Below are 15,175 nucleotides of genomic sequence, written 5' to 3'. Positions count from 1 at the left end.
AATTTCTCTAATTCCCACTACCCAATTTAAAGAATTTTACGACCAGTAAGAACTTCTCGCACTTCTAACATGGCTGAGTAGGTAGGTAAAATGTGCAGAGTTTCATTCTCTGGTGTATGCTCTAATGCAGTAGCAATCGCTTGTCGTAAATCTTCTTCGACAATTAGATTTAAGTTGCTCTCAAGGGACTTTTGGCTGTAACGTAGACGTAGTGCCATATCGTAGACGCGATCGCCACTCACTACTAAAGTCCCGCCGCGTTCGACTAATTTCTCGGTATCCACGTCCCAAATCCACGATACATCAGTGCCATCGGGTGTGCGATCGTTCAATACTAGCAGTGTGGTTTTATCTGTGCTTTGAGTAACTACGCGAATAGTTTCATTCGTTCCCACAGGATTTTTTGATAACAATATCCGCACCCGTTTACCGTTAATTACTAAATCTTCTGCACGACCAAACGCAGCTTGAAAGGTATTAATAGTATCTCTGATTGTTACTTCATCAACTCCTAACTCAATAGCCGCAGTTGCAGCCGCCAAAGTATTATATTTGTTGTACAAACCAACTAAAATTTGCGACCATTCACTACTTTCTAGAGTCGGTTTACTTTTACTAAAACCACACTTAGGACAAGTAAAATCTCCCAAATGAGACAAATAAACACCCTTGTAATCCAGAGAATGTCCACATTTGGGACAATAAATAGAATCAACAGCGTGAGGAATTGCTTCTAAATAATGTTCTGGTTCATTCAAGCCAAAGAATAACACCCGTTGGGGTAACTGCTGACCAAGGTTGGATAAAGTTGGGTCATCAGCATTAGGAATTACTACCGTTTCTGGTGGTAGGGTAGAAATAACTTTTGTCCAACGCTTACTAATGGTATCTACTTCGCCGTACCTATCAAGTTGGTCGCGGAACAAGTTTAAACAGAGAATGATTCGCGGCTGGAGTGGCGCTAATACTCTTGGTACAATATTTTCATCAACTTCCAAAATGGCGTAATCAGTATTTAGCGTACCTAGTAAGTTGGTGCTTTCTAACAGCGCCGTCATCAAGCCATTTTCCAGATTTGCACCTGTAGAATTATGAGTGACGCGAAAACCCTTGCGTTCTAGTATTGTGCATAAAAGCAGTGCTGTAGTGGTTTTACCGTTAGTACCAGCAATTAAAATCACCCCGTTTTTAACTTGCTGACTCAATAATTGCAAGAGTCTGGGTTCAATGCGACGAGCAATCGAGCCTGGTAATACACTAGCAGCACCCAGACGGAGCGATCGCACTATAAAGGTCACACTCTTGGCCACTGACACCGCGAAACCCAATCGCAGTCTATCTATGAATTGTATTTTGTTTCCCACATCTGTACCCTAGTCTTCTGGCGGTTGCTAATTAAAAGTGCAAATTTAATCTTGTGAGTTTAGCGAATCCTGGCTGAAAAAGCCAGTAATCACAATTTTAGATTTTGGATTGTTGCGCTACTTTAGCTCTGTTTTGACTTCTGCGTAGCGATACCAGCCACTTGCGAGAGATAATCTCAGTAGGCGTTATCTTAAAAAATAGTGCGTGGGCGTAATTACATATCCAGCCCAGTTGGCCGAATTCAGCACAAACTCACAACAAGTAGTAGCTTGCAAGGTTCCTTTTGATGAATAGCACAAAGTTTCTTTTTTTACATAAACAAATTACTAGCTGGCAAAGGTGGTTGTCCAAATGCCTGTTGTTGCTTGTAAGTCTTTTCATTATAAGTATGCAACCTGCATCTGCTGGTCTGAATAATGATTTATATGATGGCAACATCTTTGTCGTTTATGCTGGCAATGGTTCCTTGGTTCCTCCCAGACAGACACTCGCACAGACTTTAGCGGAACATAAACCCGTATTTTTGGCTTTTTATCTGGATGATAGTAGCGATTCCAAAAGATATGCCATTTCCATTTCACGGGTACAGGAATTCTATGGCAGGGTAGCAGAGATTATGCCAATTAATGTAGATACTATCCCGCCTAAAGAGAGCTACGATCCAACAGAACCAGGATATTATTATGCTGGGAGTGTTCCTCAAGTCGTGGTGTTAAATAAATCAGGTGAAGTAGTTTTGAATAAAAAAGGTCAAGTACCTTTTGAAGATATAGACGATCAATTTCGTAAAATCTTTGATTTATTACCACGTACTGAAACAGCACAGCTAAAGCGGCGAGCTTTTAACGAGTTTAGTAGTGAGTTAGCTAAGTAACCTATGGGGTAGACCAAATTGGTCTGCCCTAATTTTTAGTTATATCTGTTACTACATTGCTGCCGATGTCAAAGCATAATGATTAGAAAGTTAATCTATAGTCTATAAGTCTGTAACAACTGACTAATGACTAATGACCAATGACCAATGACCAATGACTAAATAGAGTGTATTCTGATGTCAAAGGTTTACACCACCCAGGAACTAATTCAAATTTTGGCAGCCGAACGCCAAGCTTGCCTCAAAGGAAAACGCTTAAAGTTAGAAATAAAAGTCTCTGGCAATCCTGTAATTGACCAGTTTATCAGCACTGATGGGTTGCAACAGTTTACTGCCTATCAAGATTTTAAAACTGCAATTCACGAGTATCAGAAAGAAAATCGAGTTTCCGGTATTATTTGGCGAGAAGTGACAGTTAAAGGAAAAAACTTGCACTATCCCGAAATAGATACTGAGTTAATTGCCCTCAATGGTGACTTAGAAATATTAAAAGCCGCTAAAAATTCCATCGTAGAATTTTGGTATGAAGTCACTGAAGGGATGGATTTATACTTGAGTTTCAATAATAGTAAACAACACCAACCAATTGCCACATCTGATGTAGAGAGAATTGTTCAAAGAACAGAGTGGGCAAGTTTGTGCAAGTGGGAAAATTCTAGCTTTTTGGAAATGATTTTGCAGTTAGGATGGGGTAAACCAGAAGAAGCTGATTATAAACGAGGAAGACCGCGATCGGGTAGTGAATATATTCATGCAGTCAATCCCGGAAATCGCCCTATTGGTTGATTGATATGTTGGGTAGCAATACTGAAAACCACGACAAAATGACGGATAGAATTGCGTTTATTTTGCTTTCTTAATAAGGCACTCTATCTGTAACAGAAATTTTAACTGTACAGATAAGTAGTAGCATGAAAGTACGCGAAGCGATCAAACGACTAGAAGCTGATGGTTGGTATCTTGCTAGAACTAAAGGTAGTCATCGACAGTTCAAACATCCTGATAAAGCTGGTACTGTAACAGTGGCTGGTAAGCCAAACGTCGATGTGCCAATTGGTACTCTGAAAAATATCTGGAGACAAGCTCAATTGGAGGAAGACTGATGCGTTATACAGTTGTGATTGAAAAGGGAGCAACTAGCTATGGTGCTTATGTCCCTGATTTACCAGGTTGTGTAGCTGTGGGTGAAACTTTAGAAGAAGTCAAGCAGATGATTGCAGAAGCTATTGAATTTCATATAGAAGGAATGCTAGAAGATGGTTTACCTATTCCTAAACCTACAAGCATTGCTCATGAGGTTGAAGTTGCAAACTACAGCAAAATATAATTATAGAAAACTACTAAATTAGTACTAAATAATCCTTCTAGTCTTTTGTCAAATTCGTTTTGAGAATTTGTAGTAAGGATTTTAGTGCTTAGAAAACAAGGACTAAAGCCCTTACTACGAACTTGTAGACAAACGATGCTTATCGACTTTGAACTATAGACTCTTGACTAGAGTTTTCAAGTTCTGGAAATTCTACTTTGGCAGGTTTCCAACCACCTGCCCAAGCAAGGCATAGATGACGGAAGCGATCGCCCCGCACCTCAAAATTCGGATATTGGTCGAAACTCGCACAAGCCGGAGATAGCAACACCACAGGCGCTTGATACTGCTTGGCTAATTCTGCCGATTTGGGAACTGCCCTTTCCATAGTTTCCACGATATGGTATGTATGATACCCCACCTCTCGGAGACGTTTGGCAAATGCAGGTGCAGCAGAACCAATCAATAGCACAGCAGCAGCTTTGGTTTGAATTTGTGCTAGCCAGGCAGTATCATCACCCGCTTTAGCTTCTCCACCAGCAATTAAAATTGCTGGACTGTTAACAGATGCTAAACCAACTTCAGCAGCATCGTAGTTGGTGGCTTTGCTGTCGTTAATGAAATCAATCCCTTCCCATGTGCAGATATGCTCCAAACGATGGGCAACACCAGGAAATTCCCGAACTGCAAGCGCGATCGCATCACGATTAATTCCCGCTAATCTTGCTGTTGCTACTGCCATCAACAGATTTTGCTGGTTATGTTCTCCCACCATTCGCAAACTAGATACTTTCACAATTGGTTCTGGTGCAGAGGTTGCAGTCAATTTTTCCACAACCCAGCCGTCTTCAATGTAAAAGCCTTTTTCGCTAATCAGAAAATCTTTTCCTCTGACACTTGTCCAATAGGCATCAGGCCAAGCACTTAAACCTAGCTGGCTCAAGTAGGCATCATCACCATTGAATACTTGCAACTCCGACTGACGTAATAACTTGGCTTTGATGTTGTAATAGTTCTCTAAAGTCTGATGGCGACTGAGATGATCCGGTGTGAAAGTCGTCCAAACACCGATCCGGGGAGCAAGAGAACTCGAAGACTCTATTTGATAGCTGCTAACTTCCGCAATCACCCAATCAAGTGAGGAGTTAGGAGTTAGGAGTGAGGAGTTAGGAGTTAAGAGTGAGGAATTATCAAATGCTTCCCCTACTCCCCCTGCTCCCTGCTCCCTGCTCCCTGTTCCCTGGGATAGGGCAACTTCACAAGCGGCGTAGCCAATATTACCGCAGGCGGGTGCATTTAATTCTGCTGCTTGGAAAATGGCAGCAATTAAAGCTGTGGTAGTAGTTTTGCCATTAGTGCCGGTAATTCCTACCCAAGGTAGCGATTGTAAATTTCGCCAAGCGAGTTCCATTTCGCCAATGGTTTCAATACCTAGTTGGCGTGCCTCAACTAATACGGGAATATCCCAAGGCACGCCAGGACTAACGACTATTAATTGGGGTAAATTAGCACCATTCAATTCTAGGGATTGTCCTAGTTTCACGGTTATTTGCTCGGCAGCGAGTTCTTGTTGTTGTTCTAGGAGGGTTTTGGAGGTGTTGCGATCGCTCAGCTCTACCTCCCAACCTTCCCGTTTCAACAATCTCGCCGCAGCAACACCGGACTTTCCCAATCCAATAACAGTAGCTTTGGACATAGATTGCAGCAGAGTGTCCCTGGTTAAGCACTCCCTATAGTAGCGTTTCTTGGCAAAAATTACACAAGTTTTTGTTGACCTACGCTACAGATTTTTGACGATCGCACCGAAGTCAGCTAAAACACGGGCATGATTGCGAACTAATCCCAGAAGATGTAGTCGATTACGCTTGATTTCTGGATCGGAGTCCATAACTAAAACGCTATCTGGGCCATCAAAGAAGTTACTAACTGCCGGAGCAATTTTTGTGAGTGCTGCTACTAACAGTTGATAATTTCGGGTTTGCTGTGCTGCTTGAGTTTGCGGCACTGATTCGATTAGCGCATTATACAAAGCTGCCTCAGAGGGCTTTTGGAATAGTTCTTGACGAACCACGGTTGTTGGTTCTAGCTGTTTTGTATCCAAATCACCTTGGGCGGCTAATCGCGTGGAACGGTTAACGGTTTCGTAGATGTTATCTAAGGTACTATCGTTGCGGATTTGTTGTAAGTATAAGGCGCGATCGCGGACATCCAATAAATCTTTTAACGTCCGTTCTGTGTATTCTGGGTCATTTTCTCCCAAAACTGCATTTACCAAGTCGTAATCAATCTGCTTTTCTTCTTGTAGTAAAGTGCGGATGCGTTGCAAGAAAAACTCTTGTAATGCTGTGGTTAATGATGCTCGATCTTTGTGATATTTGGCTGCAAAGTCTGTTGCTATTTCCTTCAATAAATCATCTAAATTTATTGGCAGATTATCAAACCAAACAATTTTAACTACAGCATTAGCAGCACGGCGCAAGGCAAAGGGATCGGAGGAACCGGAAGGAATTAAACCTAAACCAAAGATACTCACTAAAGTATCTAATCTATCTGCCAAACCAACAATTTTACCCGTGAGTGTTTCCGGTAAGACATCACCGGCTCCCTTTGGCAAATAATGTTGATAAATTGCCTTTGCTACTTCCGCATCTTCACCACTGGCTAAGGCATATTTTTCTCCCATAATGCCTTGCAATTCGGGGAATTCATACACCATTTGTGTCACCAAATCTGCTTTACATAATAAAGCAGCACGTTGGATTCTTTGGCTTTGATCTTCCGCTAATTCTAATTGACTGCTAATTTGCTCGGCAATTTGAACTATTCTATCTACCTTGGCACGCACCGAACCCAATTCTTCTTGGAAAGTGACTTTTTCTAACTGGGGTAAAAAGCTATCTATTGGCTTAGTTAAATCAGCTTCGTAGAAAAATCTGCCATCAGCTAATCTGGCACGAATTACCCTTTCATTCCCGACTGCAACAATATCTGATTTCTTGGGATCGCCGTTAGAAATAGTGATGAAGTTAGGCAATAATTCTTGCTCAAAACTCCCTGGTTTGAATACAGGAAAATAACGTTGATGAGTAACCATCACTTCAGTAATTACCTCAGTTGGTAATTCCAAAAATTCTGGTTCAAATTTACCAACAACTGCGGAAGGATATTCTACAAGGTTGGTTACTTCCGCTAACAAATCGGGGTAAATTACTGTATACCCGCCTAAATTCTCTGCGACTACATTTACTTGCTCTTTAATCAGATTTACCCGTTCTTCTGGGTCAACGGTGACATAAGCAGACTTGAGGGCGGTAACATAATCAGTAGCTTGGGCAATTGTCACAGGTTCAGGATGCAAGACCCGATGACCTTGAGAAATGCGATCGCTCTGAATCGTTTTAGAACCATTCACTAATTCTAGAGGCAGCACCGTCTCATCTAACAAAGCTACCAGCCAACGAATTGGTCGGGAAAATCTTGCATCCCCATTCCCCCAACGCATCAACCGCTTACCTTCTAACCCCCAAATCCACTGGGGAACAAGTTCTGTCAAAATTTCCGCCACAGGACGACCGGGAATTCTTTTTTGCACAAAGACAAATTCCCCTTTGTCAGTAGGGCGAACTGACAGCGCATCCAGTTCCACACCTTGCTTTTTGGCAAAGCCTGCTGCTGCTGCTGTCGGCTGACCATCTTTAAAGGCCGCTTGGGCGGGGGGCCCTTTAATTTCTTCTTCTCGATCTGGTTGCTGCGATGGTAGCCCTGTAATCAATACTGCCAGCCGCCGGGGAGTACCGTACACCTGGACACTTTCGCCCTTGAGACTGTTTGCTTCCAGGCTTTGGGGAATGCGTTCCTGCCATTGCACTAAAGCATCACTGAGAAAACTTGCAGGTAGTTCTTCTGTACCAACTTCTAATAGAAACCCAGGCATATAATACTGTTTTCAACTTTGCGTAGCTCAACTTTATCAGTTATTCTCAGGCGATCGCCTTAGTGGTGCAGAAAAGGCTTGAAACGTAGATATTAGGTAGGATTTAAAAACAGACAGAGGTTTGAGCTTTTTACAATTGGGTTTACGTGAGATTAAACGACTGTGTTATCAATGTCTGCCGATTCCCACCTTTGCCTCTTTACTCGAAGGAGTCATATACCGAGCTGTGCCTCACTTAAAAAACGGGAGCAATTACAGACCAGGGTTGAGTTCTCTAAAGTCACTGTTTTCTCTACTTAAAACTCAAAAAAGTTTTCTGCACCACTAAGTCCCCTCCCTCAGAATTATTATCATTATTGTACTTGGTGATTTTATTCCTTGGAAGTCCCTAACCCTAGTCGTGCAGAGAAATACTGGCGGTATAATTGGCAGCGAGGCTCAACTTCATTGCCAGACAGTTGCACCAATCCCATACTCTGTAACTTATAAGCAGATAAAGGTTCTAATTGCACACGGCTAGGGGAAGTGATGACTTTTTGAAATGCGATCGCTAAAACTGGATTGTCTTGTAAATTTAACCAAAATTCCCGCAAGTGGTTACTATAAATGCCGGACTCTGTAGCTGCTGCTGCTAAAAGGTCTTCTCTGGTGACATCGGGATGACTTTTGAGATAGGCAAACGCTTGCTTTAAAAGGTAAGGATGCCCTCCCACTAGACTCATTAATAGCTCGACCCAGGTGGATTCGTTTTCTAGTCCATATTGTTGAGAAAAGTCTTGTGCTTGTTCCCGGGTAAATTCTGATAGTTCAATTAGCAAGCCAACATTAAAGGGAGATTGATTAATATTGAGCCGGATATAAACGTCAGTGGAATGGGCAAGAACTAAGCGCAGTTTCTTCCAGTTTTGCCGACTTCTTGCCTTCTCATACCAAGACCGCAATAGCCCAAAAAAGTCCTCATAAATTTCTGGATAGGGAAACAGTAAATCAACATCATCTAAACAGAGTATGAGAGGACTGTCTGCCTGAGCCAAGAGATATTCTTCAAAATAGCTGGTACAACTGACTTTACTTCCCATTCCCGCCTCATCCCAATAGTCTTCTAACTGATTTGGTACGCCTAATTCTCGACTGAGGTTAATCCCAAACCAGCGCAAGAATTTATCAAGATTACTAAAATGAGTTTTGCGATCGGCAAGTTCCAAGCTTAGACTCACGGTCTGATAGTTGTGAGCAGCAACTTGAGTTAAGATTCGGTTAATTAAGGAGGTTTTTCCCATCAAGTTGGGGGCTTTAATCCGAATCAGAGAACCAGGTTGTAAAAGAGTTTCATAGCAAATAGATTCAATGGGAGGTCGTTCAATATAGCAATCGGGAATTAACGTGTCTAGGGTGGCATCGTTAATCTTTGTTTGGAGAAAACTTGGAACTATTTCTGGTGAGTCTTCGCTATCACTCAAAGTTTGATTAGTTTTTTCGCTTTCAGAGATAAGCTGTTGTTCATAATAACGTTTTAACGCTTCTTTTAAATTACCTTTTTTCACCTTTTCTCCCAATGCTTTAGAGAGTATTTTCCATAGTTTTGGAGCAACATCTTGACTAATATAACTGGTTGCGTATTGATGTTTGGCTGCCATCTGATCGTATTCTTCTCGATCCCATGCTCCTTGAATGACAATAATTTCTACATCATTCAAATTTCTTTTTGTTTGTAATAAAAAGGCTTGATTGGCAATTTTAATAGCTGTTTGAAAGTCAAAGCTTTTCATATTAAAACTTAATATTAAATATTTTCTTAGAAAAGAATAAAAAACTCCATAACCCTTAAAACTTGATTTTACCTGACTTGATATTAAATTTGCTTCAAATGAGTATTTCGAGTTCTAATATGGTAAGATTCTAAACCTAGTATGGAGTTGGTAGGTTTCTCACAACCTCCAAAAGAATGCCTTATGTTTATTAAGGAGGGCCTACTCTATCAAGTCGGGGGGAGTTTACCGGCTGATGCACTTACATATATAGAGCGACAAGCCGATGCATCTTTATATGAAAACTTAAAATCGGGACAATTCTGTTATGTTCTCAATTCCCGGCAAATGGGCAAATCTAGCTTGCGGGTACGCATCATGCAGCGATTACAAACTGAAGGATTTGCTTGCGCCGATATTGATTTAACAGAAATTGGTAGCCAGAAAATTACCCCAGAACAATGGTATCTCGGATTTATCAAAACTCTGACTAGCTGTTTTTCAGTTTCTTTGTCACAACGGGGCAAATTGTCGGCGTGGTGGCATCAAGAAGACTGTTTATCACCTCTGCAACGATTGAGTGGTTTTATTGAAGAAATTTTATTAAAAGAAATCGAGCAAAACATTGTTATCTTTATCGATGAAATTGATAGCGTTATTAGCCTTAACTTTCCAGCCGATGATTTCTTTGCCTTCATCCGCGCCTGTTACAATCGACGGGCCGATCGTCTGGTTTATAATCGTCTAACCTTTGTATTATTGGGAGTTGCAACGCCTGGGGATCTTATTGCAGATAAGAGCCGCACTCCGTTTAATATTGGTCATGGGATTCAGCTAGAGGGGTTTAAATGGTCAGAAATTACCCCCTTAGTTCAAGGATTAGCCAACAAGATAGAGAATCGGCAGACGGTAATGAAAGAAATTGTGGAATGGACAGGGGGACAGCCCTTTCTCACACAAAAGTTGTGTCGGCTAATTTTGGTTTCTCCCGTTTACCTAACCGCAGGCAGTGAAGCCGAGTTGATTGGGCAAATTGTGCGATCGCATCTCATTGAAAATTGGGAATATCAAGACAATCCAGAACATCTAAGAACCATCCGCGATCGCCTACTTTGCAATGAGCAGCGTGCTAGTCGTCTACTGGGACTATATCAACAAATATTAGAGCAGGAAGTTGCTGCCGATGACAGTTCCGAACAGATGGAATTGCGGCTGACAGGACTGGTAGTTAAGCAACAAGGCTTTCTCAAAGTTTATAACCATATTTATCGCATTGTTTTCGATCGTGATTGGGTAGAACAGCAATTAGCTTCTCTGCGTCCCTACTGTGAAGGATTTACTGCTTGGTTAGAATCAAATTACCAAGATGAATCACGCCTGCTGCGGGGTCAAGCATTGCAAGAGGCGCAAAGCTGGTCAGTGGGCAAAAGTTTAAGTGATTTGGATTATCAGTTTTTGGCACAGAGCGAAGATTGCGATCGCCAAGAAGTGCAACAAGCCCTAGAAGCAGCAAGACTCAAGGAAGTGGAAGCCCGTTTGAGTGCTGAGAAAAAAACAGCTAAACTCCAGCGATTTCTGCTAGGGGCAGTCAGTATTGCCCTAGTAGTTTCCTCCGGGTTAGGGGTGACAGCTTTCTTGCAGTATCGCAAAGCACTTAAAAGCGAGATTGGGGCGATCGTTCAATCCTCAGAAGCCCTTTTTGTTTCCAATCAACGTTTAGACGCACTGGTAGAAGCTATTAAGGCGAAGCAAAAACTGCTTTCATTCGGTAAGGCAGATGCATATTTAACCGAACAGGTAGAAAAATCTTTACGGCAGGCAGTCTATGGGGCAGTTGAGTACAACCGCTTGTCAGGGCATAGTGTTGAGGTTTACGCCGTTGATTTCAGCCCCGATGGGAAATTAATTGCTTCGGGAGGTGGGGACAGTCTAGTTAAACTCTGGAAGTCCGATGGAACTTTACTGAAAAACCTAACAGGACATGACTCTGAGATTTACGTCATTACTTTCAGCCCCGATGGTCAGATTATTGCCTCAGGAAGCTCAGACAACACCTTCAAGCTCTGGAAGCCCGATGGAACTTTGCTCAAAACCGTCAAGGGGCATAGTGCTGCCGTTTGGGGCATTTCTTTTAGCCACGATAGTCGTTTAATTGCCTCATCAAGTGCAGATGGAACGGTCAAAGTTTGGCAGAGGGATGGCACTTTACTGCAAACTCTTAAAGGGCATCGCGCTAGCGTCGTCGCAGTTGCCATTAGTCCCGATAGCCGTTTAATTGCCTCCTCAAGTGTGGATGGAACGGTGAAACTCTGGCGGCGAAAAGGTGCAAACAGCTCTTACACAGCCTATAAAACCCTAACAGGGCATACTAGTGGCACTACGATTTATGCTGTAGCTTTCAGCCCCGACAGCAGTTTAATTGCCTCAGCAGGACAAGACAAGACGATTAAACTCTGGAAACGAAATAACGCGGGTGAGTTTGAAAACCATCCATACAAAAGCCTAGAGGGACACAGTAGCCCTATTTGGGGGATACATTTTAGTCTTGATGGGTCTTTTATTGCTTCAGGAAGTGTGGACAACACGACTAAACTCTGGAGTCTGGATGGGAGATTGCTAAAAACCTTAGAAGGGCATAGCTCTATAGTTTGGGGAGTTTCCATTGCTCCTGATAGTAATGCGATCGCTTCCGCGAGTTACGACAAAACTGTGAGACTTTATAAGAAGAATACCCCCCTGCTCCGCACCTTAACTCAAAAGACTGATTCATTTACAAGAGCCATTTTCAGCCCTAATGGGTCTTTTATTGCCTCAACCAGTGTGGATGGAACAGTTAAACTCTGGAAAACAGACGGTACATTGCTTCATACCTTAACAGGTCATCGTTCTGAGATTTGGGGAGCTGCCTTCAGCCCCGACGGCAAAACTATTGCCTCGGCGAGTTTGGACAAAACAATAAAACTCTGGAACGCTTCAGACGGTAAGTTGCTTCGTACTCTAACAGGTCATAGCGATGGAGTTTGGAGAGTTGCCTTCAGCCCCGACAGCAAGACGATTGCCTCATCAAGCGTGGACAAGACAGTTAAACTCTGGAACGTTGCAGACGGCAAATTACTTCGCACCTTCACGGGTCATAAAACTATGGTTTGGGGAGTTGCTTTCAGCCCTGACGGCAAAACTGTTGCCTCGGCGAGCCAGAACAACACCGTTAAACTCTGGAACGCTGCTGATGGCAAGTTAGTTCATACCCTAACGCAGGGTTACGGAGATTGGGTTTGGGGAGTTGCCTTCAGCCCTGACGGCAAGACTATTGCTTCGGGGAGTGTCAACACGGTCACACTCTGGAATCCTATTAATGGCAAGTTGCTTCGCTCGCTCAAAGGTCATAACGGTGCGGTATACGAAGTTGCTTTCAGCCCCGACAGTAAAATGATTGCCACGGCAAGTCTGGACAAGACAGTTAAACTCTGGCAATTAGATGGTACATTGCTGCGTACTTTAAATCTTCATAGCTCTGGGGTTTCTGGAATTGATTTTAGTCCTGACGGGAAAACACTTGCCTCGGCTTCTTTAGACAAGAGCATCATTCTCTGGAATTTGGAGCAGGTTCTCAATCTCGACTTATTGGCTTATGGTTGCAATTGGGTAGGCGATTATTTACGGACGAATATTGGGGTGAAAGAGAGCGATCGCCATCTTTGCGATCGGATACACCTCGATCCAATCTCCAGACAAACACATAAATAAAGACTGCCAGAGCTATTTATAAAATATTTGCGTATTTTATCCGTAGTATTTTTTGGGATTTTATTACGTAATTTTTCTGAGGCGATCGCTGTAATTACAGAAATCTGAGGTAATACCCACCTGAATTTACCTGAATTTACCTGAATTCTATTTCTTTCTTATACTCCTGAATTTAACTGAACTATTTCATTGAATTATCCAAGATACTGACATTATGAGCGGTCAAAGACAAGCTAAAACTTCAGCCCAAGTGCGTAGTTTACCGTCGCAGACATCGCGTCAAAACCTAGTCTCTTAAACAAGGAAAAACAATATGTCTACTCAAACAAATTCCGTAACTTCAAAAAAAAGCGAATTATTATTTAACGAACTCATTGAACTAACCGAGGAAGAAGCACTCTCCAACCCAAATTGGTCAAACTGGGGAATTTTATTGTCACAAGAAGAAGAAAATTGTATAAGAGGTGGAATGAGTGGAGATAAGGGTATACAGTGGTTTGAGAATAGAGGAATAATCGTACACAGTATTGAAGGAGCAAGGAAAGGATAAGAGCTTTTTAAAATACACGTAAATCATAAGTGTAAATCATACCTCACTCATGAAACTTACGTTAAACGCTCTGTTAACGCTCTTTTATTACTCTGAAAAAATAAAATATTTGTAGGTTGGGTTGAACTTTAGTGTTACCCAACAAAATCAAGGATTATTAGTGTTGAGTTTCGTTCCTCAAGCCAACCTACGCCTAACATTATGAGCGGTCAAAGACAAGCTGAAACTTCAGCCACAGTGCGTAATTTACCGCACTTCGGCAAGGCTCAGTGACCACCCTAGGCATCGCATTTAGTTCTTCCTTAGACGATTTCCGAAATCTACGACAGACAAGCTTAAACCTAAGCTAAACAGCAAAGATATAACGCACAAACATTCAACATGATGACGGTTGGCACAATTTTAAGACCAACATCATTGATGTATCCAGTGCTTCTCAAATCTTCAGACTTGACCGCAAAGACCTGCTCTAATCAGGTCTGGTTCAACTGTCTCTTAATTTTTCCTTTTCGCTTCCTCACGAGAAAGCGATGAAGTAATTTCTTTAACCTCTAATTTAAGGAGACGCTCACTATGGCAGTCATTAACGGTACTAATGGTAATGACACACTGATTGGTAGATTTGACCTTCCTGTATTATTTTTTGATTTTCCTGATACCATCAATGGGCTGGACGGTAATGATAGTCTCACTGGTCTTGGCACCAATGATACACTCAATGGGGACACAGGTGATGACACACTCAACGGTGGTGCGGGCAACGATATCCTCAACGGCGGTGCAGGCAACGACTCGCTCATCGGCGGCACTGGCAGGGATACGCTCAACGGTGGTAACGACAACGACATCATCCGTTCGGACGCCGACGGTGGTACTTATCGTGGTGATGCTGGCAACGACGTGATGTTCTCAGCGATCGGCAACGAGATCATGGACGGTGGTACGGGGGTTGACCAGATCGACCATACTGCCTTCTCTGGGGACTATGTTTTCAACATGACAACCGGTCTGACGAACTCTAGTGGTGAAAGCTACATCAACTTCGAGAACGCCATCATGGGCGCCGGGAATGACAATGTTACGGGAAGCGCCTCTGGCAACAGGATCAATGGCGGCGCAGGGAATGACACCCTTAACGGTGGTGCGGGCAACGATATCCTCAGCGGTGGTGCAGGCAACGACTCGCTTAACGGCGGCGTGGGCAACGATATCCTCCAGGGCGACAATATCTTCTCCGGCGCTACACGCAGTCAAATAGATGTGTTGACGAGCGGTAGTAGCGGCGATCAAGATACCTTCGTACTGGGCACGGCAGGCTTTTTTAGCTCGATCCTCTATGACTCAGCAGGCAATGCTGATTTCGCTCTAATTACTGATTTTGACCTCATGGATTTTACAGGGGAACCAGCAAATGAGGTAGATCGAATCCAGCTTAAAGGGACAGCAGCTGACTATCGGTTAGCAAATAATGTTAGCGCAGGAGGATTTTTAGGAGTGGGTATTTTTGACAAAAACTCAACCAGCGCTATATCTGATGACGATCTGATTGGCCTTGTCCAAAGAGTTAATGCAGGCGGTAATTCTGGGCAATTAAGCCTAAATGACCCAACTCAGTTTGTGTTCGTATAATCAATCCCTGTTTTGTCATTCT

11 protein-coding genes are annotated in these 15,175 nt (G+C 42.7%); 7 read left to right on the top strand and 4 right to left on the bottom strand.

The genetic code is table 11. The annotated features are described in order from the left end of the window. Window positions 1–26: 26 nt before the first annotated feature. On the bottom strand, window positions 27–1,364 hold the full coding sequence (locus tag ACM0OX_RS00530) for a MurT ligase domain-containing protein (protein ID WP_414512174.1): 1,338 nt from the start codon (window positions 1,362–1,364) through the stop codon (window positions 27–29). A 287-nt stretch (window positions 1,365–1,651) separates the two neighbouring features. Here ACM0OX_RS00530 and ACM0OX_RS00525 point away from each other — a divergent pair, with 287 nt between their 5' ends. The 4 genes from ACM0OX_RS00525 (at window position 1,652) to ACM0OX_RS00510 (ending at window position 3,566) form a co-directional block, all read left to right on the top strand. Then, on the top strand, window positions 1,652–2,239 hold the full coding sequence (locus tag ACM0OX_RS00525; protein ID WP_414512172.1) for a thylakoid membrane photosystem I accumulation factor: 588 nt from the start codon (window positions 1,652–1,654) through the stop codon (window positions 2,237–2,239). A gap of 177 nt (window positions 2,240–2,416) precedes the next feature. Then, window positions 2,417–3,025: a hypothetical protein gene (locus ACM0OX_RS00520; RefSeq protein WP_414512170.1), complete on the top strand. Its 609-nt coding sequence runs from the start codon at window positions 2,417–2,419 to the stop codon at window positions 3,023–3,025. Window positions 3,026–3,150: 125 nt separating this feature from the next. Continuing rightward, a complete protein-coding gene (locus ACM0OX_RS00515; RefSeq protein ID WP_414512168.1) occupies window positions 3,151–3,342 on the top strand; it encodes a type II toxin-antitoxin system HicA family toxin in 192 nt (63 codons plus the stop codon). Beyond that, window positions 3,342–3,566, top strand: a complete 225-nt coding sequence (locus tag ACM0OX_RS00510) for a type II toxin-antitoxin system HicB family antitoxin (protein ID WP_292719064.1) — start codon at window positions 3,342–3,344, stop codon at window positions 3,564–3,566. The genes ACM0OX_RS00515 and ACM0OX_RS00510 overlap by 1 nt, the downstream gene beginning before the upstream one ends. A gap of 139 nt (window positions 3,567–3,705) precedes the next feature. Here the strand turns inward: ACM0OX_RS00510 and murD are convergent, their stop codons facing one another. The 3 genes from murD to ACM0OX_RS00495 all read right to left on the bottom strand — a co-directional run bounded on the left by murD (window position 3,706) and on the right by ACM0OX_RS00495 (window position 9,248). Then, window positions 3,706–5,241, bottom strand: a complete 1,536-nt coding sequence (gene murD, locus ACM0OX_RS00505; RefSeq protein ID WP_414512166.1) for a UDP-N-acetylmuramoyl-L-alanine--D-glutamate ligase — start codon at window positions 5,239–5,241, stop codon at window positions 3,706–3,708. An 84-nt stretch (window positions 5,242–5,325) separates the two neighbouring features. Further along, window positions 5,326–7,479 (bottom strand): glycine--tRNA ligase subunit beta, encoded by a 2,154-nt coding sequence (glyS, locus tag ACM0OX_RS00500; RefSeq protein WP_414512164.1) that lies wholly within the window; start codon window positions 7,477–7,479, stop codon window positions 5,326–5,328. Window positions 7,480–7,850: 371 nt separating this feature from the next. Beyond that, window positions 7,851–9,248 (bottom strand): AAA-like domain-containing protein, encoded by a 1,398-nt coding sequence (locus tag ACM0OX_RS00495; RefSeq protein ID WP_414512162.1) that lies wholly within the window; start codon window positions 9,246–9,248, stop codon window positions 7,851–7,853. A 183-nt stretch (window positions 9,249–9,431) separates the two neighbouring features. Here ACM0OX_RS00495 and ACM0OX_RS00490 point away from each other — a divergent pair, with 183 nt between their 5' ends. The 3 genes from ACM0OX_RS00490 (at window position 9,432) to ACM0OX_RS00480 (ending at window position 15,153) form a co-directional block, all read left to right on the top strand. Further along, complete coding sequence (locus ACM0OX_RS00490; protein WP_414512161.1) at window positions 9,432–12,974, top strand: AAA-like domain-containing protein; 3,543 nt, start codon at window positions 9,432–9,434, stop codon at window positions 12,972–12,974. Between the two features lie 313 nt (window positions 12,975–13,287). Next, window positions 13,288–13,524, top strand: coding sequence for a hypothetical protein (locus ACM0OX_RS00485; protein ID WP_414512159.1), 237 nt, complete (start codon window positions 13,288–13,290; stop codon window positions 13,522–13,524). Between the two features lie 573 nt (window positions 13,525–14,097). Further along, window positions 14,098–15,153 carry a calcium-binding protein gene (locus ACM0OX_RS00480; protein WP_414512157.1) on the top strand — a complete coding sequence of 352 codons (1,056 nt, stop codon included), beginning with the start codon at window positions 14,098–14,100 and terminating at the stop codon, window positions 15,151–15,153. Window positions 15,154–15,175: the final 22 nt, after the last annotated feature.

The organism is Nostoc sp. PCC 9305 (genome assembly GCF_963920915.1).
Classification (GTDB): domain Bacteria; phylum Cyanobacteriota; class Cyanobacteriia; order Cyanobacteriales; family Nostocaceae; genus Nostoc.
Note: the sequence above shows the minus strand (reverse complement) of the source record. Positions and strands in the feature narration are given on the sequence as shown.

Coding starts and splice junctions, on each gene's coding strand:
- ACM0OX_RS00525 (WP_414512172.1), top strand. CDS start 1,652: ATGAATAGCACAAAGTTTCTTTTTTTACATAAACAAATTACTAGCTGG.
- ACM0OX_RS00520 (WP_414512170.1), top strand. CDS start 2,417: ATGTCAAAGGTTTACACCACCCAGGAACTAATTCAAATTTTGGCAGCC.
- ACM0OX_RS00515 (WP_414512168.1), top strand. CDS start 3,151: ATGAAAGTACGCGAAGCGATCAAACGACTAGAAGCTGATGGTTGGTAT.
- ACM0OX_RS00510 (WP_292719064.1), top strand. CDS start 3,342: ATGCGTTATACAGTTGTGATTGAAAAGGGAGCAACTAGCTATGGTGCT.
- murD (WP_414512166.1), bottom strand. CDS start 5,241: ATGTCCAAAGCTACTGTTATTGGATTGGGAAAGTCCGGTGTTGCTGCG.
- glyS (WP_414512164.1), bottom strand. CDS start 7,479: ATGCCTGGGTTTCTATTAGAAGTTGGTACAGAAGAACTACCTGCAAGT.
- ACM0OX_RS00495 (WP_414512162.1), bottom strand. CDS start 9,248: ATGAAAAGCTTTGACTTTCAAACAGCTATTAAAATTGCCAATCAAGCC.
- ACM0OX_RS00490 (WP_414512161.1), top strand. CDS start 9,432: ATGTTTATTAAGGAGGGCCTACTCTATCAAGTCGGGGGGAGTTTACCG.
- ACM0OX_RS00485 (WP_414512159.1), top strand. CDS start 13,288: ATGTCTACTCAAACAAATTCCGTAACTTCAAAAAAAAGCGAATTATTA.
- ACM0OX_RS00480 (WP_414512157.1), top strand. CDS start 14,098: ATGGCAGTCATTAACGGTACTAATGGTAATGACACACTGATTGGTAGA.